General features: G+C 61.1%; 18 protein-coding genes. 13 read left to right on the top strand and 5 right to left on the bottom strand.

Translation table 11 applies throughout. The features are described from left to right. Positions 1-273 precede the first annotated feature (273 nt). From QRN36_RS21770 to QRN36_RS21760, 3 genes are all read left to right on the top strand, one after another. Positions 274-969, top strand: a complete 696-nt coding sequence (locus QRN36_RS21770) for a heavy metal response regulator transcription factor (protein WP_285425955.1) — start codon at positions 274-276, stop codon at positions 967-969. Beyond that, the gene (locus tag QRN36_RS21765) at positions 942-2,345 is read left to right on the top strand and encodes a heavy metal sensor histidine kinase (protein ID WP_285425954.1); all 1,404 of its coding nucleotides are present in this window, start codon (positions 942-944) and stop codon (positions 2,343-2,345) included. Before QRN36_RS21770 ends, QRN36_RS21765 begins: the two co-directional genes overlap by 28 nt. Positions 2,346-2,543: 198 nt before the next feature. Beyond that, positions 2,544-2,966 carry a hypothetical protein gene (locus tag QRN36_RS21760; protein WP_285425953.1) on the top strand — a complete coding sequence of 141 codons (423 nt, stop codon included), beginning with the start codon at positions 2,544-2,546 and terminating at the stop codon, positions 2,964-2,966. 82 nt (positions 2,967-3,048) lie between these two features. Here the strand turns inward: QRN36_RS21760 and QRN36_RS21755 are convergent, their stop codons facing one another. Continuing rightward, positions 3,049-3,717, bottom strand: coding sequence for a polysaccharide lyase family 7 protein (locus QRN36_RS21755; protein ID WP_093459394.1), 669 nt, complete (start codon positions 3,715-3,717; stop codon positions 3,049-3,051). 528 nt (positions 3,718-4,245) lie between these two features. Here QRN36_RS21755 and QRN36_RS21750 point away from each other — a divergent pair. The 7 genes from QRN36_RS21750 to QRN36_RS21720 all read left to right on the top strand — a co-directional run bounded on the left by QRN36_RS21750 (position 4,246) and on the right by QRN36_RS21720 (position 12,071). Next, positions 4,246-4,698 (top strand): MarR family winged helix-turn-helix transcriptional regulator, encoded by a 453-nt coding sequence (locus tag QRN36_RS21750; RefSeq protein ID WP_285425952.1) that lies wholly within the window; start codon positions 4,246-4,248, stop codon positions 4,696-4,698. A 5-nt stretch (positions 4,699-4,703) separates the two neighbouring features. After that, positions 4,704-6,794, top strand: coding sequence for an FUSC family protein (locus QRN36_RS21745; protein ID WP_285425994.1), 2,091 nt, complete (start codon positions 4,704-4,706; stop codon positions 6,792-6,794). Then, positions 6,791-7,000: a DUF1656 domain-containing protein gene (locus tag QRN36_RS21740; RefSeq protein ID WP_093459396.1), complete on the top strand. Its 210-nt coding sequence runs from the start codon at positions 6,791-6,793 to the stop codon at positions 6,998-7,000. Before QRN36_RS21745 ends, QRN36_RS21740 begins: the two co-directional genes overlap by 4 nt. Further along, on the top strand, positions 6,997-7,956 hold the full coding sequence (locus QRN36_RS21735; protein WP_285425951.1) for an HlyD family secretion protein: 960 nt from the start codon (positions 6,997-6,999) through the stop codon (positions 7,954-7,956). The genes QRN36_RS21740 and QRN36_RS21735 overlap by 4 nt, the downstream gene beginning before the upstream one ends. Then, positions 7,953-9,377 (top strand): efflux transporter outer membrane subunit, encoded by a 1,425-nt coding sequence (locus tag QRN36_RS21730; RefSeq protein WP_285425950.1) that lies wholly within the window; start codon positions 7,953-7,955, stop codon positions 9,375-9,377. The genes QRN36_RS21735 and QRN36_RS21730 overlap by 4 nt, the downstream gene beginning before the upstream one ends. Before the next feature lie 605 nt (positions 9,378-9,982). Next, the gene (locus QRN36_RS21725; protein WP_285425949.1) at positions 9,983-10,804 is read left to right on the top strand and encodes an aldo/keto reductase; all 822 of its coding nucleotides are present in this window, start codon (positions 9,983-9,985) and stop codon (positions 10,802-10,804) included. Positions 10,805-11,054: 250 nt separating this feature from the next. Beyond that, entirely contained in the window at positions 11,055-12,071 is a 1,017-nt protein-coding gene (locus QRN36_RS21720) for a transporter (protein WP_285425948.1), read from the top strand. A 164-nt stretch (positions 12,072-12,235) separates the two neighbouring features. Here the strand turns inward: QRN36_RS21720 and QRN36_RS21715 are convergent, their stop codons facing one another. Next, the gene (locus QRN36_RS21715) at positions 12,236-12,676 is read right to left on the bottom strand and encodes a hypothetical protein (RefSeq protein ID WP_285425947.1); all 441 of its coding nucleotides are present in this window, start codon (positions 12,674-12,676) and stop codon (positions 12,236-12,238) included. Positions 12,677-13,013: 337 nt separating this feature from the next. Beyond that, on the bottom strand, positions 13,014-13,370 hold the full coding sequence (locus QRN36_RS21710) for a hypothetical protein (RefSeq protein ID WP_285425946.1): 357 nt from the start codon (positions 13,368-13,370) through the stop codon (positions 13,014-13,016). A 621-nt stretch (positions 13,371-13,991) separates the two neighbouring features. Between QRN36_RS21710 and QRN36_RS21705 the strand changes: the two genes are divergently transcribed. The 3 genes from QRN36_RS21705 to QRN36_RS21695 all read left to right on the top strand — a co-directional run bounded on the left by QRN36_RS21705 (position 13,992) and on the right by QRN36_RS21695 (position 18,423). Next, positions 13,992-15,608 (top strand): inorganic phosphate transporter, encoded by a 1,617-nt coding sequence (locus QRN36_RS21705; RefSeq protein WP_093459401.1) that lies wholly within the window; start codon positions 13,992-13,994, stop codon positions 15,606-15,608. A 355-nt stretch (positions 15,609-15,963) separates the two neighbouring features. Further along, positions 15,964-17,100 carry an FMNH2-dependent alkanesulfonate monooxygenase gene (gene ssuD / locus QRN36_RS21700; protein WP_093459402.1) on the top strand — a complete coding sequence of 379 codons (1,137 nt, stop codon included), beginning with the start codon at positions 15,964-15,966 and terminating at the stop codon, positions 17,098-17,100. Positions 17,101-17,319: 219 nt separating this feature from the next. Continuing rightward, positions 17,320-18,423, top strand: coding sequence for a sigma-54-dependent Fis family transcriptional regulator (locus tag QRN36_RS21695; protein ID WP_285425993.1), 1,104 nt, complete (start codon positions 17,320-17,322; stop codon positions 18,421-18,423). Positions 18,424-18,496: 73 nt separating this feature from the next. On the opposite strand, the gene QRN36_RS21690 is transcribed toward QRN36_RS21695, so the two are convergent. Together QRN36_RS21690 and QRN36_RS21685 are read right to left on the bottom strand one after the other, a co-directional pair. Then, entirely contained in the window at positions 18,497-18,985 is a 489-nt protein-coding gene (locus tag QRN36_RS21690) for a hypothetical protein (RefSeq protein WP_285425945.1), read from the bottom strand. Between the two features lie 225 nt (positions 18,986-19,210). Continuing rightward, positions 19,211-20,629, bottom strand: a complete 1,419-nt coding sequence (locus QRN36_RS21685) for an FAD/NAD(P)-binding protein (RefSeq protein ID WP_285425944.1) — start codon at positions 20,627-20,629, stop codon at positions 19,211-19,213. Positions 20,630-20,839 lie beyond the last annotated feature (210 nt).

Raw genomic sequence — 20,839 nt, 5'->3', positions numbered from 1 at the left:
CAGTTTCGAGAGTCGTGCTGGAGGGGCATGACGTGTTGAACGAAGGCCATCCTGTACCCGCAACCGGCACACCACAATGACCGGGCGATGACATTTTTGTCATTCGCACGACGCCCCGATCACCCCTCGGATCAATGACAAAAATGTAATCGGCCGCGCCCGGCCAGTTGGTTACACTCCACATCCGACGCGGCATGCAGCCGGGTTGCAGGCCCCCGATCCGACATGCCATGCCGGTGACAGCGCCACGACGTGAAGCGAGCCCGACCGACGATGCACATTCTGCTTATCGAAGACGACACCAAAACCGGTGAGTACCTGAAGAAGGGGCTCAGCGAGTCCGGCTACAAAGTGGACTGGACCCAGCACGGCACCGACGGCCTGCACATGGCGCTGGAGCACACCTACGATCTGTTGGTGCTGGATGTGATGCTGCCGGGCATCGATGGCTGGCAGATCATCGAAATCCTGCGCGCCAGGCAAGACGTGCCCGTATTGTTTCTCACCGCTCGCGATCAATTGCAGGACCGGATCCGCGGTCTGGAACTGGGCGCCGACGACTACCTGGTCAAACCCTTCTCGTTCACCGAACTGCTGTTGCGCATCCGCACGATCCTGCGTCGCGGCGTGGTCCGCGAGGCCGACCATTTTCATCTGGCCGACCTTGAGCTCGACCTGCTGCGCCGCAGGGTCACTCGCCAGCAGCAGGTCATCACCCTGACCAACAAGGAGTTCGCCTTGCTGCACCTGTTCGTGCGGCGCGAGGGCGACGTCCTCTCCCGGGCGCAGATCGCCTCCGAGGTCTGGGACATGAACTTCGACAGCGACACCAACGTGGTGGACGTCGCGATCAAACGCCTGCGCAGCAAGATCGACCTGCCCTACCCGGTCAAACTCATCCACACCGTGCGCGGCATCGGTTATGTCTGCGAGGTGCGGCCATGCGAGCCCGACGCCAGCCATCCCTGACCCTGCGTTCGACCCTGGCGTTTTCGGTGGTGGCCATGCTGGCCGTTGCCAGCGCCGGCATGTACCTGTACGAAACCATGAAAGACGCGGTGATGACCCGCACCGACCATGCCGTGCTGGCGCGGCTGGATCACTTTCGCAAACTGCTGCAATACGACCTGACGCTGGACAAGCTGCAAGGCAGCCCGCAGTTGTTCGAGAACATGCTCGACAGCGAGGATGACATTTTCATCATCACCGAGCCGGACAAGCCGCCGGTCATCATGGTCAATCCGCTGCGTGCGCCGTTGCCGACGACGCCGGTGGTCGCGGCCAATGCGCCGTTGAGCGTCGCCGACATGCGCAGCGGCGAACTGGCGTCAGGCATCCCCATGCGCGCGGCCACGGTGGAAGTCATGTCCAGCGGCAGGCGCGTGCACCTCACCGCGGCCCACATCGCCGTGAAAGAGATGGCCACGCTGGCGAATTTCCGCAATCGCATTCTGTCTTCGGTTGCGCTGGCCTTCGTGCTCACCGCCGTGCTGGGTTATGTGCTGTTGCGCCGGGGCCTGCGGCCGTTGCGCAGGATGGCCAGCCATGCCGCCGCAATCACGCCGGCCCGCCTGGAAAGCCGGATGGACAACCGCGATACGCCGGTGGAGTTGCAGCAGTTGGGCGACGCCTACAACGCCATGCTCGACCGGCTGGCGGACGGTTATCAGCGCCTGACCCAGTTTTCCGCCGACCTGGCTCACGAAATCCGCACGCCGGTCGGGTCGCTGATGGGGCATTGCCAGGTCGCCCTCCGTCAGCCACGCACGGCGGATGAATACCAGGCGCTGCTGGCGTCGAATCTGGAAGAACTGGAACGTATTTCGCGGATGGTCGAAAGCATCCTGTTTCTGGCGCGGGCGGACGACGCGCAAGCGGCGCTCAATCGTCAGACGCTGGACATGGCGCAAGAGCTGCAGCGCCTCTGCGGCTATTTCGAAGGCTTGGCTGAAGAACGGCAACTGATCGTCAATACCTGCGGCGATGCGCGCCTGAGCGCCGATCCGCTGCTGCTGCGCAGAGCGCTGAGCAATCTGGTGGCCAACGCCATTCGCTATGCCGACGAAGGCAGCGTGATTGACATCCGCGTTCTGGAAGGCGGCGGCGAATGTCGCATTGAAGTGGAAAATCAGGGGCCCGTGCTGAGCGAATCGACGCTCGGCAAGTTGTTCGACCGTTTCTACCGGGGCGACGCCTCACGCCATCAGAGCTCTGACTCCAACGGCCTTGGCCTGGCGATCGTGACCGCGATCATGCAGTTGCATGGCGGCGCCGCTACGGTGGAGCAACCCGCCCCGGGTCGCATCCGATTCGCGCTGATTTTCTTGAAACCTGCTGCCAGATAGACCTTTGCGCAGCGCCTTGAGCGTGTTTTTTTGTCAAACACAATCACTATAACGATTCGCTATTTTCTCGATGTCGAATCGTTCTGTACCTGACTTCCTGGAGTCCTAAGCTTCGTAGGCAGGCCTCGTGGGTACGGACGGTCTTTGAGTCCGCCATTGGGCATCCCTGTCATTGCCAGGATTCAGGAAGAATCGACCATGAACGGACAGAATGAAAAATCGAATGGAACGTTCGAAGTCACCATTGGCGGCAAGCCAAAAAACTTCATTGACGCTGAAGTAACCATTGCCAACAGCGAGTCAGGGGGCACGCAGAAGGTGAATTTCAGTAAGCTGGAAGGACAAGAAGCCTATGAATCCGTAACTGTGCGATTTACATATTCATCTGAACCGGGCACATACGAAGTCTTGCCGGGATCGTTCGAAGCACCTGGGGCAACGTATGGCGTCGAGAAATCAGGGGGCTGGTTCACGGCGTACAATGCAGTCAGTGGGACAGTGACGCTCATCAGCGCAGATGAAGCGATACAAGCGATGAAGGGCAGTTTCAGCTTTCAAGTGAGCGTTGAGGATGTCACTACCACTACCACCATCGCAGGAACGTTTGATCTGCACAGGTGACCCGTCGCCCCGCCCACTCCACCGGGTCGCTGCATGGCCCGGTAGAGTGCTCTCGATCTCGCTTCACTGCTCATTGATGCCGTCAAGCTTTCTTGTCGTGGGACACCGTCAGTTTGTAGAACGTCGCCGCGCCGCCTTCGGTGGCGTAGCCGGTGTTGTCCTGGGTGTAGACGCCAGCCTTGAAATACAGCTGCCTGGTGCTCCAGCTCGCGTCCAGTTTCGCGCTCCACTGCATGTCGTGGGCGTTGACGGTCAGCGAGCCCGTCGGCGTCAGGTGGATGGTGTAGGTGAAGCGCTCCTTGAGCAGCACGCCGGTCGCGATCTGGATCACCGCAGGCTCCGAGGTCGGGGTCAGACGGAACTTGGCGACGATGTTGCCCGTCTTGGTCTTCTCTTTGTACTGGTACTCGAGTTTGATCAGCGGCTCGGTACTGCCATAGCAATGAATCTGCCCGATGACGATCTTGCCCGACGACGGCACTTGGTCGACGGTCAGCGCCGCACGCAGGAAGTTGTCGGCCTGACCATAAGTCCAGTTATGAACGGCGCCGTTAGGGAAGGTCTCGCGCAGTTCGGTGCGTGGGTAGATGGCGTTGTCAGTCCTTGACCCGGTTACCGGTGCCCAGAAGAACAAAGTGTCTCCCGAACGGAAGTAACCATCCTTGTAACCCGAGACCAGTTTCGGCGTGTCGATAGTGGCGGCCGGAATGCCGACGGGTACAGAAAGATTCCAAATGGCGAGGTCGATCATGTGGCTCTCGTGGTGCGCTGGCGCACAGCAAAGGGATGTCTCTGGAATGGGGTTTTGAGCCCCGTTTCCTGTCGCCTTTGCTATCGGCTGAATCGGTTGTTCTTTAACCCGGCGGAACAGTCAAGAAACCGCCGAAATCGTTTAAAAAACGATCAATGCCACTCTCTCGCCACCATCGCGTAACCGCGGTTTTTTCATGCCGTTCGTCAGGCGTGGCGAAACTCGCCAGCGCCAAGCCATTTAAGTGGCGTCATTTTTTTGAATGAGCAGGAGAGAATTTTCCGAATAAAGTTCAAATCGGCGTGAAAACGCCGACAGACGGTCACAAATTATTGCCAGGATCAGCCGCGAGACGGGCTTTTCCTGCGAGCGCAATCCCCTTCGGCTACCAACGCCATCGATCAATTTTCAGTTGACGAAAGCCTTTTGTTACTGGATATTAATAGTTAGCAACCTAATAATACAGAGACTAATCATTCACTGCCTAATCAAACCGTTTCGGATGAACCTACTCCAGTGGCACCTTCCATGACTCTAGATTCACTGCAAATGCACATCACCGGTGGCGTCGTTGCGGCCTCTCGCCAATGGCGCCGGGTCTGCCAGACCACGTTGATGAACTATGGCGTTTCCGAAGCCTGCGCCGGTCCTTTGTTGATGATCGCGCGTCTGGGTGAAGGCGTCAGGCAGGTGACGGTTGCCCAGGCGTGCGGTCTGGAAAGCCCTTCGCTGGTGCGTTTGCTCGATCAACTGGGCAAGGCAGGACTGGTGCAACGCACCGAAGATCCGACCGACCGCCGCGCCAAATCCCTGAGCCTGACCCCGGAAGGCCGAGCGTTGTCGGACGCCATTGAAAGCGAACTGATCCGGCTGCGCCGCGATGTGTTCGGCAGCGTTGACCCGGCCGACCTGGAAGCCACCTTGCGAGTCTTCAAAGCTATTGCGATGGCGACCCCGATGGCGCCGGAGCTGTCATCTTGAACGACCTGTTTAAAGGCTTTTTCACTGGCGTACCGCCTGCCCGCGACTGGTTCTACGGCATCCGCACCTTCGCCGCGTCGATGCTCGCGCTGTACATCGCGCTCATCTTCGAACTGCCGCGTCCTTACTGGGCGATGGCAACGGTGTACATCGTCTCCAGCCCGTTCGTCGCGCCCACCAGTTCCAAGGCGCTGTACCGCGCCGCCGGCACCTTTCTGGGCGCGGCCGCGTCGGTGCTGATCGTGCCGCTGTTCGTGCAGACGCCCTTTCTGCTGGCACTGGTCATCGCGCTGTGGACCGGCACCCTGCTCTTCCTCTCGCTGCACCTGCGCACGGCCAACAGCTACGCGCTGATGCTGGCCGGTTACACCATGCCGCTGATCTCGTTTCCGGTGGTCGACAACCCTCAGGCGGTATTCGACATCGCGGTGTCGCGCACCGAAGAAATCCTGCTCGGCATCGTCTGCGCGGCGGTGGTCGGTGCGATGTTCTGGCCGCGCCGTCTGGCGCCGGTGCTGATCGACTCCATGGGCAAGTGGTTCAAGGACGCCTCGACCTACAGCGACCTGTTTCTGTCACGCAGTGCTACGCCCGAAGCAGTGGGCGGTCTGCGCACGTCCATGGTGGCGACGTTCAACAGCCTGGAGCTGATGATCGGCCAGCTGCCGTATGAAGGTACTCACCGCCAGACGCTACGCAACGCCAAGGAGCTGCGCGGCCGGATGATCCACCTGCTGCCGGTGATCGACGCCCTCGACGATGCGCTCTGGGCACTGGAACGTCGCACCCCTGAGCTGGTGGCCGACCTCGCCCCCCTGCTGATCGAATGCCGCGACTGGGTGGAGAAAACCGTCGACGGCGCGCCGATCCACTACTGGCAGGCGCTGCACGATGAGCTCGATCGGCTGCAACCCACCGCCGCCCAGCTCGACGATCGCCGTCAGTTGCTGCTGTCCAACGCGCTCTACCGGCTGCGCGAGTGGATCGACCTGTGGCAGGACTGCCGCACGCTGCAACACGCCATCCGCACCGACGATCACACACCCTGGCGCGCGGTGTACCGGCATTGGCGGCTGGGTCGCCTGTCGCCGTTCCTGGACCGCGGCATGATGCTGTACTCGGTGGCCACCTCGGTCAGCGCCATTCTCGTCGCTTCGGTGCTGTGGATTCTGCTCGGCTGGCAGGATGGCGCGAGCGCGGTTGCGCTGGCGGCGGTGTCCTGCAGCTTCTTCGCGGCCATGGACGACCCGGCGCCGCAGATATACCGCTTCTTTTTCTGGACGATGATGTCGGTGATCTTCGCCAGTCTGTACCTGTTCGTGGTGCTGCCCAACCTGCATGACTTTCCGATGCTGGTGCTGGCGTTCGCAGTGCCGTTCATCTGCGTGGGCACGCTCACGGTGCAGCCGAAGTTCTACCTCGGCACGCTGCTGACGATCGTCAACACCTCATCGTTCATCAGCATTCAAAGCGCCTACGACGCGGACTTCCTCAATTTCGTCAACTCCAACCTGGCCGGGCCGGTGGGACTCGCGTTTGCATTTGTCTGGACCCTGATCGTCCGGCCGTTCGGCACCGAGGTGGCGGCCAAGCGCCTGACCCGTTTCAGCTGGAGCGACATCGTTTCGCTCAGCGAAGAAGCCACCCTGGCCGAACACCGGCAAATGGGCGTGCGCATGCTGGACCGCCTGATGCAGCACCTGCCGCGTCTGGCGATCACGGCGCAGGACACCACGGTCGCCCTGCGCGAAGTGCGAGTGGCGTTGAACATGCTCGACCTGCTGGCCTACATGCCCCGGGTCAACGCGGTGCCACGACAGTTGCTGCGTCAGGTCGCCACCGAGGTCGGCGGCTATTTCCGGGCCTGTCTCAAGGCGCGCGAGCGTTTGCCTGCGCCCAAGGGTCTGTTGATGACCATGGACCGCGCTCGCCGCTCGCTGAGTCACGAATGGATGGGCGATGACGAGTCGCGTCTGCACCTGCTGCACGCGCTCAGCGGCTTGCGCCTGGCGCTGTTGCCGGGTGTGGAGATCGTCGACGTGCTCGCCGAGCAGGAAGAACAACCGCCGTATGGCATCGATGGAGCGCCACTGTGATCGGTGATCTGGATATCAGCGGGATTTTCCTGCCCACGTTTCTGGTGCTGATGGGCATCGCTTATGTGATTTTTCTGGTGGTCCACGCCTTGCTGTCGCGTGCCCACTTCTACCGCCTGGTCTGGCACCGGGCTTTGTTCAACGTCGGTCTATACGCTTTGCTGCTCGGCGTCGTGGATACCCTCAGTCGATACCTGATGAAATGAAAAAACCTCTGCTGACTCTGGGCCGTGTGGTCCTGACCCTGCTGGTCGTCATTCTCGCCGCCGTCGTCGTCTGGCGCATGGTGATGTATTACATGTACGCGCCCTGGACCCGGGACGGTCATATCCGGGCCGACGTGATCCAGATCGCGCCGGACGTGTCCGGGCTGATCGAAAAGGTCGCGGTCAGCGACAACCAGCCCGTGAAGAAAGGCCAGTTGCTGTTCACCATCGACCAGGACCGCTTCCGCCTGGCGCTGCGTCAGGCTCAGGCCACCGTGGCCGAGCGCAAGGAAACCTGGGAACAGGCGCAGCGCGAGAACAAGCGTAACCGCGGCCTGGGCAATCTGGTTGCGCGCGAGCAACTGGAAGAAAGCCAGTCCCGGGAAGCCCGAGCGTTGTCGGCGCTGAACGAGGCGCAAGTGGCGGTCGATTCGGCGCAGCTGAACCTGGATCGTTCGGTCATCCGCAGCCCCGTCGACGGTTACCTGAACGACCGCGCGCCACGTGACCGCGAGTTCGTCAGCGCAGGGCGTCCGGTGCTCTCGGTGGTGGACAGCAACTCGTTTCACATCGACGGTTACTTCGAAGAGACCAAGCTGGACGGGATTCACATCGGTTCCGGCGTCGACATCCGGGTGATCGGCGACAACGCCCGCCTGCGTGGTCACGTCGTGAGCATCGTCGCCGGTATCGAAGACCGCGACCGCAGCAGCGGCTCCAACCTGCTGCCCAACGTCAATCCGGCGTTCAGCTGGGTGCGTCTGGCGCAACGGATTCCGGTGCGCATTGCCTTCGATGAAGTGCCGGGAGATTTCCGCATGATTGCCGGGCGTACCGCTACCGTGTCGATCATCGATGCCGACGGCGACGCAGAGGGCGCCCGCAGCACTGACGCGCCAGCCAGTTCTCCCGCCGTCGGCCATGGGCCGTCCACCGATAATGGAGCGAGCAAATGAAACACAGCGCGCGCCTGCTGACAGCGGGCCTGGGCTTATTGCTGTCGGCCTGTACCGTGGTCGGTCCGGATTACCAGTTGCCCAAAGACGCGGCGGTCAATCGCGCCGATCTGCAGGGCGACCTGGCCGGCGAATCGGCGAATGTGGTGTCGGCGCCCGTGCCGGCCGACTGGTGGAAGTTGTACAACGACCCTCGACTCGACGCGCTGGTCAGTCAGGCGCTGGCGTCCAGTACCGATTTACGCGTGGCCGCGGCGAACCTGCAGCGGGCGCGCTATCAGACCAACGAAGCGCAAGAGGCCGGCGGTTTCACTAACTCCGCCAAAGCCGGCGCGCAACGCCTGCAGGAAGCCGGGCAAGCATTCCTGTTGCCCGAGAAGGTGCCGGTGGCGAACATCGGTGACGTGGGGCTGACCACGTCTTATCAGTTCGACCTGTTCGGCGTGCTGCAACGCGGTATCGAAGCCGCGCAAGCCAACACCGACGCGGCGCAGGCCGCTGCCGACACTGCGCGTATCACGCTGGTGGCCGATGTCGTGCGGTCGTACACGCAAATCTGCGCCGCCAACGAAGAACGCGATATCGCCCTGCATTCGCTGGATCTGCAGCAGCAGAGCGTCAACCTGACCCAGCGCCTGCGCGACGCCGGACGTGGCGATGAAACCCAGGTGACCCGCTCGCAGACCCAGTTCAAATCCCTGCGTGCCGAACTGCCGCGTTATCAGGCGGCGCGACAGGCTGGCCTGTATCGCCTGTCGATGCTGCTCGCGCGGCCGCTCGATCAACTGCCCAAAGGCGTTTCCGAGTGCGCGGAGCTGCCTCATATCGCGCAGGTCATGCCGGTCGGCGATGGCGCTGCCCTGCTCAAGCGTCGCCCTGATGTGCGTCAGGCCGAGCGCCGGCTGGCGATGTCCACCGCGGCCATCGGCGTGGCCACCGGCGAGTTGTACCCGGACATCAGCATCGGCGCGACGGTGGGCACTGTCGGTATTCTCGACGAACTGGGCGATCCATCGACCAACCGCTGGGGCTTTGGCGGCGTGATCAACTGGACCATCCCGTCCAACGGCGCCCGCGCGCGCATTCACATGGCCGAAGCGTCGAATCAGGCCGCGCTCGCGCATTTCGACGGCGTGGTGCTCAACGCCATTCGCGAAGCACAGACCGGTCTGTCGCAATACACCTCGCTGCTGGAGCGCCGCGACGCGCTGGCCGAGGCGGAAGAGTCGGCGCGTCAGGCCGCGGATCAGACCCACCGTTTCTTCCTTGCCGGCCGTGAGTCCTTCCTCGCCGACCTGCAGGCAACGCGCACCTACACCGATGTCACCGCGCAGCTGGCTGCGGCCAATACGCAAGTTGCCATGAGTCAGGTCGACCTGTTCCTGGCCCTCGGCGGCGGATGGGAGAACACCCATAAATGATGTGTAACCCGTGACACTGGCCGCCAAACCCACCGCAGGACCGGCTTTAGCCGGGAACGCGTCGGGGGCCATGGCGCAATGTTGATGGCGTTCACCCCGGCCTCTTCCCGGCTGAAGCCGGTCCTACTGACTGACCGCGTGCCCCTTGTAGGACCGGCTTTAGCCAGGAATGCGTCGGGGGCCATGGCGCAATGTTGATGGCGTTCACCCCGGCCTCTTCCCGGCTGAAGCCGGTCCTACCGACAGACCGTGTGCCCCTAGTAGGACCGGCTTTAGCCGGGAACGCGTCGGTCGTCGCACCGCAACATCGGTGGCGTTCACCCCGGCCTCTTCCCGGCTGAAGCCGGTCCTACTGACTGACCGCGTGCCCCTTGTAGGACGGGCTTTAGCCGGGAACGCGTCGGGGGCCATGCCGCAATATTGATGGCGTTCACACCGGCTTCTTCCCGGCTGAAGCCGGTCCTACGGACTGACCGCGTGCCCCTTGTAGGACCGGCTTTAGCCGGGAATGCGTCGGTCGTCACGTGCTTGAGATTGAACCCCTGCCCGCCTGCACTGCCTGAGTTCTCTATACACACGCAGTCATCATCGGCACGAGGCCTCCCATGCGCACGCTTCAACTGGCAGAAAAAACCGTTCCCGTCATCGGTCAGGGCACCTGGCGAATGGGCGAGGATCGCCATCAGCGACAAGCCGAAGTGGAGGCCCTGCAAACCGGTATCGATCTGGGCCTGACGCTGATCGACACCGCCGAAATGTACGGTGAAGGCGGCGCCGAAGAAGTCGTCGGCCAAGCCATCGCCGGCAAGCGTGACCAGGTCGTGCTGGTGAGCAAGGTCTATCCCCACAACGCCAGTCGCCACGGCATCCCCGCCGCATGCGGGCGCAGCCTGCAGCGCATGAAGACCGACTTCATCGATCTCTACTTGCTGCACTGGCCGGGCTCCTATCCGTTGGAAGAAACCGTCGAAGCGTTCGAACGTCTGCGTGAGGCAGGCAAGATCGGGCGCTGGGGCGTTTCCAACTTCGACGTCTCCGACCTGCTGGATCTGAACAACCCCGCCTGCGCAACCAATCAGGTGCTCTATAACCCGCAAGAGCGTGGCATCGAATACGACTTGTTGCCGTGGATGCAGAACGTCGCGATGCCGCTGATGGCTTACTGCCCGATCGGACAGGCCGGCGATTTGCTGTCCAACCCGGCCATCCTCGAAGTCGCCGATCGCCATGACGCCACCCCCGCCCAGATCAGCCTGGCGTGGGTGTTGCGTCAGGACGGCGTCATTGCCATCCCGAAAGCCGTCGACCCGCTCCATCTTCGACTCAATGCCGAGGCGGCGCTGATCGACCTGAGCATCGAGGATGAGCTGTTGATCGACTCGTCCTGGCCGGCGCCGCTGCGCAAGAAGCCATTGTCAATGGTCTAGTGGTCACCTGTGGGAGCGTGGCTTGTCCCGCGATCGGCGGGGAACCCGGCGTTGATGGCGACAACGGTTGCTGCCCTGACACACCGCGGCGTACGGGCTGACGACAACTTCGTCGCCTATCGCAGCACGAGCCACGCTCTCACGAACAGCCACAACCCCTTACAAACTGTCACAGAACTGTCAAAAACCCTTGCGATGATGCGGCTTTCGACCCTGCTGCCCGTTGGGCACTCCTCGTCTGCGAGCCCGCATGAATCCAAGCATTGCCCGTCATCAGGACTCTGACATTTTCGGTCTGCTGTATGGATTTCGTTTCAGACCGGACGAGCCCGGCCGTGAGATCGACTCAGCCACGGCGCTTGAGTTTCTGCACAATCCCAGCGAACCGGGCGAGTTCGTCTGGCTGCACTTGAACCTCGCGCACGCCAGCTGTGAACGCTGGTTGAAGACCCATCTGGAGTTGCCGGACGAATTCCTCGAGGCGCTGCATGAGGGTTCGAGGTCGACCCGTATCGAACACGTCGACTCCGCCCTTCTGGCCGTGGTCAACGACGTGGTCTTCGATTTCAATCGCGTCTCCACCGACATCGCGACGTTGTGGGTGTGCGTGCGCAGCAACCTGATGATCTCCGCGCGGCACCACCCGTTGCGTTCGGTGGACAGACTGCGATCATCGGTCAAACAGGGTGAAACCTTTCGCTCGCCCCTCGAACTGCTGGCACATCTGCTGCGCGATCAAAGCGAAGTGCTGGCGCAGTTCATGCGCAAGACCAGCATCAGCGTCGACAAGATCGAAGACCAACTGCTCTCCCAGCGCTTGAGTAACAATCGCACCGAGCTGGGTGCCATGCGCCGCGTACTGGTGCGCTTGCAGCGCCTGCTGGCCCTGGAGCCTGGCTCGCTGATGCGCCTGTTGCATCGTCCGCCACAGTGGCTGATGGAAGAAGATTTGCAGGAGTTGCGGCAATCCACCGAGGAATCGGCCCTGGTGATCAGCGACCTCACCGCTCTTGGCGAACGGATCAAATTGCTGCAAGAAGAAATCGCCGCCAACCTCAACGAACAAAGCAGCCGCACGCTGTTCACACTGACGGTCGTCACGGTGCTGGCGTTGCCCATCAACATCGTGGCTGGTTTCTTCGGGATGAATGTCGGGGGGATTCCACTGGCCAGTGATCCCCATGGGTTCTGGGTGCTGGTGGCCCTGGTAGCGACCTTTACGTTTATCGCCGGGCGCTGGGCATTTCGTAAAAGCCGTGATTATTGAAAGGATATCGTTGAAGAACCCTGATCACCCGGCTTGAAGAGAGGTGTCTACCAAGCCGGGCGATTATCAGGCCAGAATCAACTTAGCGGCGCATACCCGATACAGAACAGTGATGAGCATGACGCCTCAATCAGTATGAACCTTGGCCTGAGCTGAGATAATTATTACGCTACGCGATATTTATCACCCTCAAATCTTTTCCCCTTCGCGAAGTCCTTCACGCTCTTACCCTCTTGGACATGTTTATTGAATTCAGCCTGAAGCGCTTTAACCTCTGAGTCATCCATATGCTCTTTGCCATTCAAAATATAATTAAAAAAAGCGGTGACTTCTTCGCCAGACGTGAGACCCGCTTCCAAACGGAGTTCCTGGGACAGTAGCGGTTCCTCCGGATCGGGCGAGGCCGGTCCCACAAGGAGTTCCGGATTGGTTGTGGCAGGGCGACCATCCGCTCGAATCAGACAAACTAGATACAGGTGTATCTGAGTCTGTTTAGAGAATGCCTGGACAACAAAATTATCCGTCGTTGTGATAGTTGCCCCCGGGGCTTTATCTTTCACGGAGGGATGATCATAAATGATTTCAGCTTTACCAGTATTGGCCATGATTGCATTCCTTAGCGAGTGACATCATTAATAGTTGAGTGAGGACGGTGCCTCAATGACACGTTAGCCTGTTCAGCTAAGCCACAGTTGCGATTCTCCCTCATGATGGACGAATGGTTATAACGATTCGCGATGACCTCAATAGCCAATTAGAAAAAGCTGATCCTCCGTTAGTACACCTCAATTGCCGGTGCTGGCCGTTTCCAGGAGCAGGAATGAATGAGTGGCGCGAGGCGATATCACAGCGACGACCCGGCTCAGTTAAGCAAGAGCCGGGAAGCCAGGTGGTTCCTGAGCAACACATGAGGCCGAATAGCCGCATGGGCGCGTTGTTGAGCTACTCGTCGATTACGTACGTCTCACCCTTGTAAACGTCATGAACGTTGGGGCGGGCCGTCCCGTCAAACACTACTTGTACCTTGTCACCTGAAGAAACGTTGGCGGTAAATCTTTGCTTATTAGATACGTAGGTTTGCCAAAGTTTGTCCTCGAGTTTAGGGCGTAATGGTGCCGTATTGCCTGAACAGACCTCATCGGTTCCCGCTTTGACAAGCCAAAAAATATAATGTTCATAATCGCGATTGGGCCCGTACATAATCATCTCGATCGGCTGCTTCAGCGAAATCTTCCCCTTCGCTGCGGTACGGGTTAAGTGAGGATAGTTCATACGCGGCCGTTTATCATCTGCGCTCATTATCGCATTCCTTGATATAAATTTAATATAAGAGGTTAGAACCGAGCCTCTAATTTATCCAGACGTGTCAATTATCATATGCACCTCCTGTGTCTTCCATGGACGAGTGGCAACTCACTTCAAAATAACGGTTAGCTGCGCAAGGGATTGCAGTACACCGGCACGGGCGTCACGCTGAGGCTCTGTTCTATGTTAAAAATAACGGCGGTTCCATATTGACCGTCACCGTACCGGCGACACCCTAGGCAACACAGCATCCGGATCGAATGCGGCCAAGCAAGGAAATCAGAAGCCTCCAGCCTTGTAGCGTTTATAACGTCCATGTCATCAGTCCATTGCAGATAAACATCAGATAACCCCATAGTTTCTACAGTAGTGGCAACGTTAATTAACCGCCTCCGATAATGGGACAGGGTCGACAAACGGTTATATTCTTTCGCGATAGATGCAATAGCGATTAATTAACATCAATCTCCCAATTTGCATCACGTGCCTAGACAAACACGTCCAAAGAATCGGACAGACCGCTGCCGCCGCCGGGCATTTCGTGATCCACGTCGCATCTTTGTCACATTTTGAAATGATCATGGATGCCATCCCATCTCGACAGGATCGTAAATCATGGCAACCCCGACACTGGCTCAAGGCTCTCTGCAACAGGGCGCCGGGCTGAGTTCTACCTTCGGGCGCAAGCCCGGCGTTCTGACGGTGGTGATTTTCTTCGCCATACTCGGCCTGGGTTTGCTTTACACCGGCTTCAGTCTCAAGCAGGACATGGACGAGCTGGGCACCGTGGTCCTGACCTGGACACCGTTCATTCTGCTCGGCGTGGCGTTGGTCATCGCGCTGGGCTTCGAATTCGTCAACGGCTTCCATGACACCGCCAACGCGGTCGCGACGGTGATTTACACCCATTCGCTGCCGCCGAACTTCGCGGTGCTCTGGTCCGGGACCTTCAACTTTCTCGGGGTGCTGTTCTCAAGCGGCGCGGTGGCGTTCGGCATCATCGCCCTGCTGCCGGTGGAGCTGATCCTGCAGGTCGGCTCGTCAGCGGGCTACGCGATGATCTTCGCCCTGTTGATCGCGGCGATCCTGTGGAACCTCGGCACCTGGTGGCTGGGCCTGCCGGCGTCCTCGTCGCACACACTGATCGGCTCGATCATTGGCGTGGGCGTTGCCAACGCGCTGATGCACGGCCGTGACGGGACCAGCGGCGTGGACTGGAGCCAGGCCACCAAGATCGGCTATTCGCTGCTGCTCTCGCCGCTGGTTGGCTTCACCTGCGCCGCGTTGCTGCTGCTGGCCTTGCGTGCGTTCGTGAAGAATCGGGCGCTGTACAAAGCGCCGGAAGGCGCCACGCCGCCACCGCTGTGGATCCGCGGACTGCTGATTCTCACCTGTACCGGCGTGTCGTTCGCCCACGGCTCAAACGACGGCCAGAAAGGCATGGGCCTGATCATGCTGATCCTAGTCGGCACGCTGCCGATGGCTTACGCCCTGAACCGCGCGATGCCGGCCGATGAGTCCGTGCAGTTCGCGGCGGTGGCGCAGGTGACTCAGCAGGCGCTGATCAAAACCGCGCCGCTGCCCGCTCCGGCCGACTCACGCCAGACGTTGTCCACCTACATCCGCGACAAGCAGGCGACGCCCGAGCTGATTCCGGCGCTGGCGGTCATGGCGGGCAAGATCGGCGATCAGGTCGCCAGCTACGGCTCGCTGTCCAAGGTCCCGGCAGAAGCGACTGCCAACGTGCGCAACGACATGTACCTGACCTCCGAGGCCATCCGCGTGATGGACAAGAACAAGGTGGGCAACTTCGACGCCGATACTCAAGGGAAGGTGCAGTTGTTCAAGCAGCAGATCGACAACGCCACCCGCTTCATTCCGCTGTGGGTGAAAATTTCGGTCGCCATCGCGCTGGGTCTGGGCACCATGGTGGGCTGGAAACGCATCGTCGTCACCGTCGGCGAGAAGATCGGCAAGACCCACATGACCTACGCCCAAGGCGCATCGGCAGAGGTCGTGGCGATGCTCACGATCGGCGCGGCGGATATGTACGGGCTGCCGGTATCGACGACTCACGTGCTGTCCTCTGGCGTGGCGGGCAGCATGACCGCCAACGGCTCCGGGCTGCAGATGCGCACGCTGCGCAACCTGGCGATGGCCTGGGTGCTGACGCTGCCGGCGGCGATCCTGCTCTCGGGCGGTCTGTATTGGTTCTTCACGCAGATTTTCTGACGATCAGCGTGTCGGTACTCTCCTTCACAGGCGCTTCGGCGCCTGTTTTTTTGCGCGTAAGTTATGGGTGTCCAGACCGCTCATCTGGCGCGGAACCGTGCAGGAGCGCGCTTGCCCACGAAGAGGTGTGTCAGACAACGCAGCGGTCACGGGTAAATCGCATGCGCGGGCAAACGCGCTTCCAGAGAATTCTTCGCCACTCGCGCATTCGCGCCAGCCCTCTCAGATCCAAACAAACAAGACATATCTCCATCGGTTATAAAAATATGGAATTCAGTTCTTTTACGGAATAAATCGAAGCCTTTATAACGGGTGCACTCGTCACAAGCCACCGATTCTGCTCGAAGGATTTCTCATGGATGTTTTCTGGTTTCTACCGACACACGGCGACGGCCATTTTCTGGGCACCACCAAAGGTGCGCGCCCTGTCACGCTCAACTACCTGAAACAGGTCGCCCAAGCGGCCGACGATCTGGGTTACCACGGCGTGCTGATCCCGACCGGTCGCTCCTGCGAAGACTCCTGGGTAATCGCCTCGGCGCTGGTGCCGCTGACCGAGCGCCTGCGTTACCTGGTGGCGATTCGCCCGGGGATCATTTCCCCGACCGTATCGGCGCGCATGGCGGCGACACTGGATCGCCTGTCGGGCGGCCGCCTTCTGATCAACGTGGTGACCGGCGGCGACCCTGACGAAAATCGCGGCGACGGCAGCTTCCTCGACCACAGCGAACGCTACGAGGTGACCGACGAATTCCTCAAGATCTGGCGCCGCGTCCTGCAAGGCGAAGCGGTGGACTTCGAGGGCAAGCACCTGAAAGTGCAGAACGCCAAAGCGCTGTACCCGCCGATCCAGAAACCCTATCCGCCGCTGTATTTCGGTGGCTCGTCGCAGGCCGCCCATGAGCTCGCCGCCGAACAGGTCGACGTGTACCTGACTTGGGGCGAGCCGCCTGCGGCCGTTGCCGAAAAACTGGCTGACATCCGCGAGCGCGCGGCGCGAAACGGACGCACCGTCAAATTCGGGATCCGTCTGCACGTGATCGTGCGCGAAACCAGCGAAGAGGCGTGGAAAGCCGCCGACACGCTGATCGAGCACATCAGCGACGAAACCATCGCGGCCGCGCAGAAATCCTTCGCCCGCTTCGACTCTGAAGGCCAGCGCCGCATGGCCGCGCTGCATGACGGTCGGCGCGACAACCTGGAGATTGCCCCAAACCTGTGGGCCGGTGTCGGCCTGGTGCGCGGCGGTGCGGGCACGGCACTGGTGGGTAATCCGCAGGAAGTGGCCGAACGGATCAAGGAATACGCCGATCTGGGCATCGAAAGCTTCATTTTCTCGGGCTATCCGCACCTGGAGGAGGCCTACCGCTTTGCCGAGCTGGTCTTCCCGTTGCTGCCCGAGCCGTATCGCAGCCTCGCCGGTCGCGGCATTACCAATCTGACCGGCCCGTTCGGCGAGATGATCGCCAACGATCTGCCACCGCAGAAGTAAGTGACACCGCCGCCCCGTTGCAGGGGTGAGCGTGCTCGCCCCAGCGATCTGAATGCACCCGTGCACCCAGTGACCATCGCTGACGCGAGCAGGCTCACCCCTGCAGGACAGACCCGTTAGCCGAGCGCAAGCATGACGCTCGGGCCATGGGCTTGCCCCTCGGCGACAAGGAGTTCCCGGATGACCGCCAGCGTACCGTTTCAACCACAAGTGATCCCCATGCAGCTACTGACCTTACCGCCCTCGCCCGCCCTGGCTACGTCGATCCGCGCCACCGCGCAGGTGTTCGAAGACCCCAGATCCCAGGCGCTGCTGTCGCACATTCAGCAAGTGGCGCCCAGCGACGCGAGCGTGCTGATCATCGGCGAAACCGGCACGGGCAAGGAGTTGGTCGCGCGCCACATCCACAACCTCAGCAGCCGCAAGCATCAACCTTTCGTGGCCGTGAACTGCGGTGCGTTTTCCGAATCGCTGGTAGAGGCCGAACTGTTCGGGCACGAGAAAGGCGCCTTCACCGGCGCCCTGACCGCCAAGGCCGGCTGGTTCGAGGAAGCCAACGGCGGCACGCTGTTTCTCGATGAAATCGGCGATCTGCCACTGGCCATTCAGGTCAAGCTGCTGCGCGTCCTGCAAGAGCGTGAAGTGGTTCGCCTGGGTTCGCGCAAAAGCACGCCGATCAACGTCCGCGTGCTGGCAGCGACCAACGTGCAGCTGGAACGCGCGATCAACGCCGGACACTTTCGAGAGGACCTGTTCTATCGCCTGAACGTGGTGAACCTGCAGCTGAGCACCTTGCGTGAACGGCCTGGCGACATCATGCCGCTGAGTCGGCATTTCATTGAGGTCTACAGCCAGCGTCTGGGCTGCGGGCCGATTCAGATCAGCCCGGATGCCGAACACAAGCTGCGCAGCTATGGTTGGCCGGGGAACATTCGCGAGCTGGAAAACGTCATTCATCACACGCTGCTGATCTGCCGCAATGGCGTGATTCAGGCCGATGATCTGCGCCTGTCCAACCTGCGTCTGGAGCGTCAGGAAGAATCATCTCCAGCAGTCGACGATTCAACCGAAGCACTCCTCGCCCGCGCGTTTCAGAAGCTGTTCGAGGAGCAGGCCGGCGCCCTGCACGAAAAGGTCGAAGACGCGCTGCTGCGTGCGGCCTATCGGTTCAGCCATTACAACCAGGTTCATACGGCACAGTTGCTGGGCCTGAGCCGCAACGTCATCCGCGCGCGGCTGATCAAGATCGGCGAACTGGCGGTGAACAAACGCCGCCCCGGCGAACAGTTGCAGGGCGACCGGATGATGCAACTGTCGGTCTGATGCCACCTGCGCGACACAGCGCGCATGCGCCCTCGACGACGGCCAGCTTTCGGCACACAGCGCGTCTGCCGGATCAGGATTGAAGGTTTTGCGGGCTGACCAGCGTGCCTGCCAGTGTGCGATCGGCCAGTGACAGTTTCATTTGCTGCATGGCCTGATTGAGTTCGTTGGTCGCCTGGATGAGCGAGTTGGTCATGGCCATGATTTCCATCTGCAATTGACGGATCTTGCCTTCCCGCGCGCGGGGCGAAAGCGAGCGGTCGTTCATGAAGGCCTGCATGTCCTGCATGCGCTTGGCGATACGCTCCTGGATCGAGCGAATCAGCTTGAGCTGCTCCTTGATCCGGTCAGGCAGATGGCTGGCATCGATGTCGGCGTTTTTGTCACCTGATTTCGCCGCCTTCTGCGCCTCGGGCGACAACAGCACTTCAATGCCCCGACGCACCTGCTCGGCGGCGCTGTCGCTGTCCGGAACGTCCTCGAGGTTTTGCGAGGTCTGGGCGACAGTCTGCTGCACCAGCGCCGCACCTTCGGCGGGATTTCTGAAACTCAAGCTCAACATGAATGAATGCCTCCATAGCCTTGATGTAATCGCTTCGGTCCCTGCCGCAGTCACACGGTTTTACCGGTTCGATCACGGGCTGTCGGCTCGTTCGGACAGCGCTTTAGAGCAAACACTGCGATTTGTGTCGGAGTCGACACAAATCGCGAAACGGCCCGAGGTCGTCGCCCGAAGCAATGCGCAACTCGCTCATCGCCAGCGGGTTGCGCATCCTTGCCGCCAACGTCAGGCCTGAAGCGCCACCAGACGCGCAGCCAGGGCCTTGGCTTGCAACGCGACGTCGGTAACGGCAGTGCTTTCCCACCACATGCCACGTAACGGCGGGCCCATGGCGTACAGCCGCGCAGAGACCTGGCCCTGGGCGTCCAGTACGGCGCCGCCCGCATCGGCGGCGATGCCCAATGCCAGGGGGCCCGGCTGGATCAGTCCGTGCTCAAGCAACCGTCGCGGCAAGGCGCGATCCACTCGGCGCCAGTCGTACTGGATGCCCGTTGAGTTGATCAGGGCAGCGCCGCTTTCGATACGCGACGCTGGCTCGCCACGATAACGCACGCGAATCTGCACCTGCCCCGGCGGCGCCTCCTCGACCCCCTGCAGCGTGGCGGCATGCACGCGCAGACGCCCCGTTTGCAGCAGCCGCTCGACCAACTCTGCACTGGGCGGCGGAGAACGGTGGTGATGACTTTCCCACCAAGGCCGGACATGGCGTACGAACTGACGCCGCTGAACGTCAGTCGCCTGACTCCAGAGCCGGGGAATATGCACCCGCACCGTGTCGAGCGGTGCTTGCCAGTCAATGCCCTGTTTGATCGCCAGTCGACACTGCTCGCGCAGCGCTCTGACCAGCTGTCGAGTGCTGCGAATACTGTGATCGGCCGCCAGAAAGTCCGGCCACGCCGGAGGCTGGCGGCGCACGTGTGGCAGCAGGCCGTGGCGGGAGAACACATCGATCGGGCCTCGATGCCCGGCTTGCTCCAGGGAAACCACGGCATCGACCATCGTCAGTCCGGAACCGATGATCAGCACTCGCCCCTGCCGGTCAAGTTGCGTCATGGCGGCAACGTCCCAGGGATCGACCGCGGCCGCGTTCAACGCGTTGGAGTCGCGCTGTGGCGTGCGTGCGGCGGCGAACATGCCGGTTGCCAGCACCCCGAAGCGAGCGGTCACGGTGCGGCCGTCCGCAAGGGTTGCACGCACGCCGGCTTCATCGGTCTGCAGGTCCGTCACCTCGCCACGCACATGCGCGACGGACGAGCCAGCCGCAGCACCGATCGCCTGCGCCTCGGCCAGACGCTGCTGCACGTAAAGGCCAAAGATTCCGCGCGGCGGGAACAGCTCCGCGATGGGCACATGCTGCTCATCGGACTCGGGCCAACCGCCCGCCGCGATGTACTCACTCAGCCATTGCGTCAGGTCTTCGGCGTTATCAGGGTCGACGCTCATGCGCGCCGCGTTGCCGTTCAGGGTGTGTCCCAGCTGCGTGGCACTGTAGGCCTCGCCACGACCGAGCTCGCTGCGCGATTCGATGATCACGATTCGGCGCTGCCCCGGCAAACGCAGCAGTTGCACGGCCAGCAGGGTGCCGCTCAGGCCGCCGCCGACGATGAGCACATCCGCGTGGGGTCGACTGTTATCAGAGGTCATTGCTTCTCGCCTTGTTTTCGCCACAGTGGCGCGCACGCCTGATTATGGCCAGCGTGCGGATGGATTCAAACAGGACCCGCTCGGGCCCGTTGCGGTATGAAGGATGCAGAGCACGACCCGTGCCGGGATCGAGGCAGGGTTGGCTGTACGAAACACGCGCAATCTGTTGAAGGGATGTTGCCGGAGCAGCAGTACAGAGCCGGTCGGAGC

The organism is Pseudomonas sp. efr-133-TYG-103a (assembly GCF_030209235.1).
Classification (GTDB): Bacteria; Pseudomonadota; Gammaproteobacteria; order Pseudomonadales; family Pseudomonadaceae; genus Aquipseudomonas.
The sequence above is the reverse complement of the archived record's forward strand: the minus strand, read 5'-3'. Positions and strand labels throughout refer to the sequence as shown.

Coding starts and splice junctions, on each gene's coding strand:
- QRN36_RS21765 (WP_285425954.1), top strand. CDS start 942: ATGCGAGCCCGACGCCAGCCATCCCTGACCCTGCGTTCGACCCTGGCG.
- QRN36_RS21755 (WP_093459394.1), bottom strand. CDS start 3,717: ATGATCGACCTCGCCATTTGGAATCTTTCTGTACCCGTCGGCATTCCG.
- QRN36_RS21725 (WP_285425949.1), top strand. CDS start 9,983: ATGCGCACGCTTCAACTGGCAGAAAAAACCGTTCCCGTCATCGGTCAG.
- QRN36_RS21705 (WP_093459401.1), top strand. CDS start 13,992: ATGGCAACCCCGACACTGGCTCAAGGCTCTCTGCAACAGGGCGCCGGG.
- QRN36_RS21695 (WP_285425993.1), top strand. CDS start 17,320: ATGCAGCTACTGACCTTACCGCCCTCGCCCGCCCTGGCTACGTCGATC.
- QRN36_RS21690 (WP_285425945.1), bottom strand. CDS start 18,985: ATGTTGAGCTTGAGTTTCAGAAATCCCGCCGAAGGTGCGGCGCTGGTG.
- QRN36_RS21760 (WP_285425953.1), top strand. CDS start 2,544: ATGAACGGACAGAATGAAAAATCGAATGGAACGTTCGAAGTCACCATT.
- QRN36_RS21750 (WP_285425952.1), top strand. CDS start 4,246: ATGACTCTAGATTCACTGCAAATGCACATCACCGGTGGCGTCGTTGCG.
- ssuD (WP_093459402.1), top strand. CDS start 15,964: ATGGATGTTTTCTGGTTTCTACCGACACACGGCGACGGCCATTTTCTG.
- QRN36_RS21710 (WP_285425946.1), bottom strand. CDS start 13,370: ATGAGCGCAGATGATAAACGGCCGCGTATGAACTATCCTCACTTAACC.
- QRN36_RS21720 (WP_285425948.1), top strand. CDS start 11,055: ATGAATCCAAGCATTGCCCGTCATCAGGACTCTGACATTTTCGGTCTG.
- QRN36_RS21730 (WP_285425950.1), top strand. CDS start 7,953: ATGAAACACAGCGCGCGCCTGCTGACAGCGGGCCTGGGCTTATTGCTG.
- QRN36_RS21715 (WP_285425947.1), bottom strand. CDS start 12,676: ATGGCCAATACTGGTAAAGCTGAAATCATTTATGATCATCCCTCCGTG.
- QRN36_RS21685 (WP_285425944.1), bottom strand. CDS start 20,629: ATGACCTCTGATAACAGTCGACCCCACGCGGATGTGCTCATCGTCGGC.
- QRN36_RS21735 (WP_285425951.1), top strand. CDS start 6,997: ATGAAAAAACCTCTGCTGACTCTGGGCCGTGTGGTCCTGACCCTGCTG.
- QRN36_RS21770 (WP_285425955.1), top strand. CDS start 274: ATGCACATTCTGCTTATCGAAGACGACACCAAAACCGGTGAGTACCTG.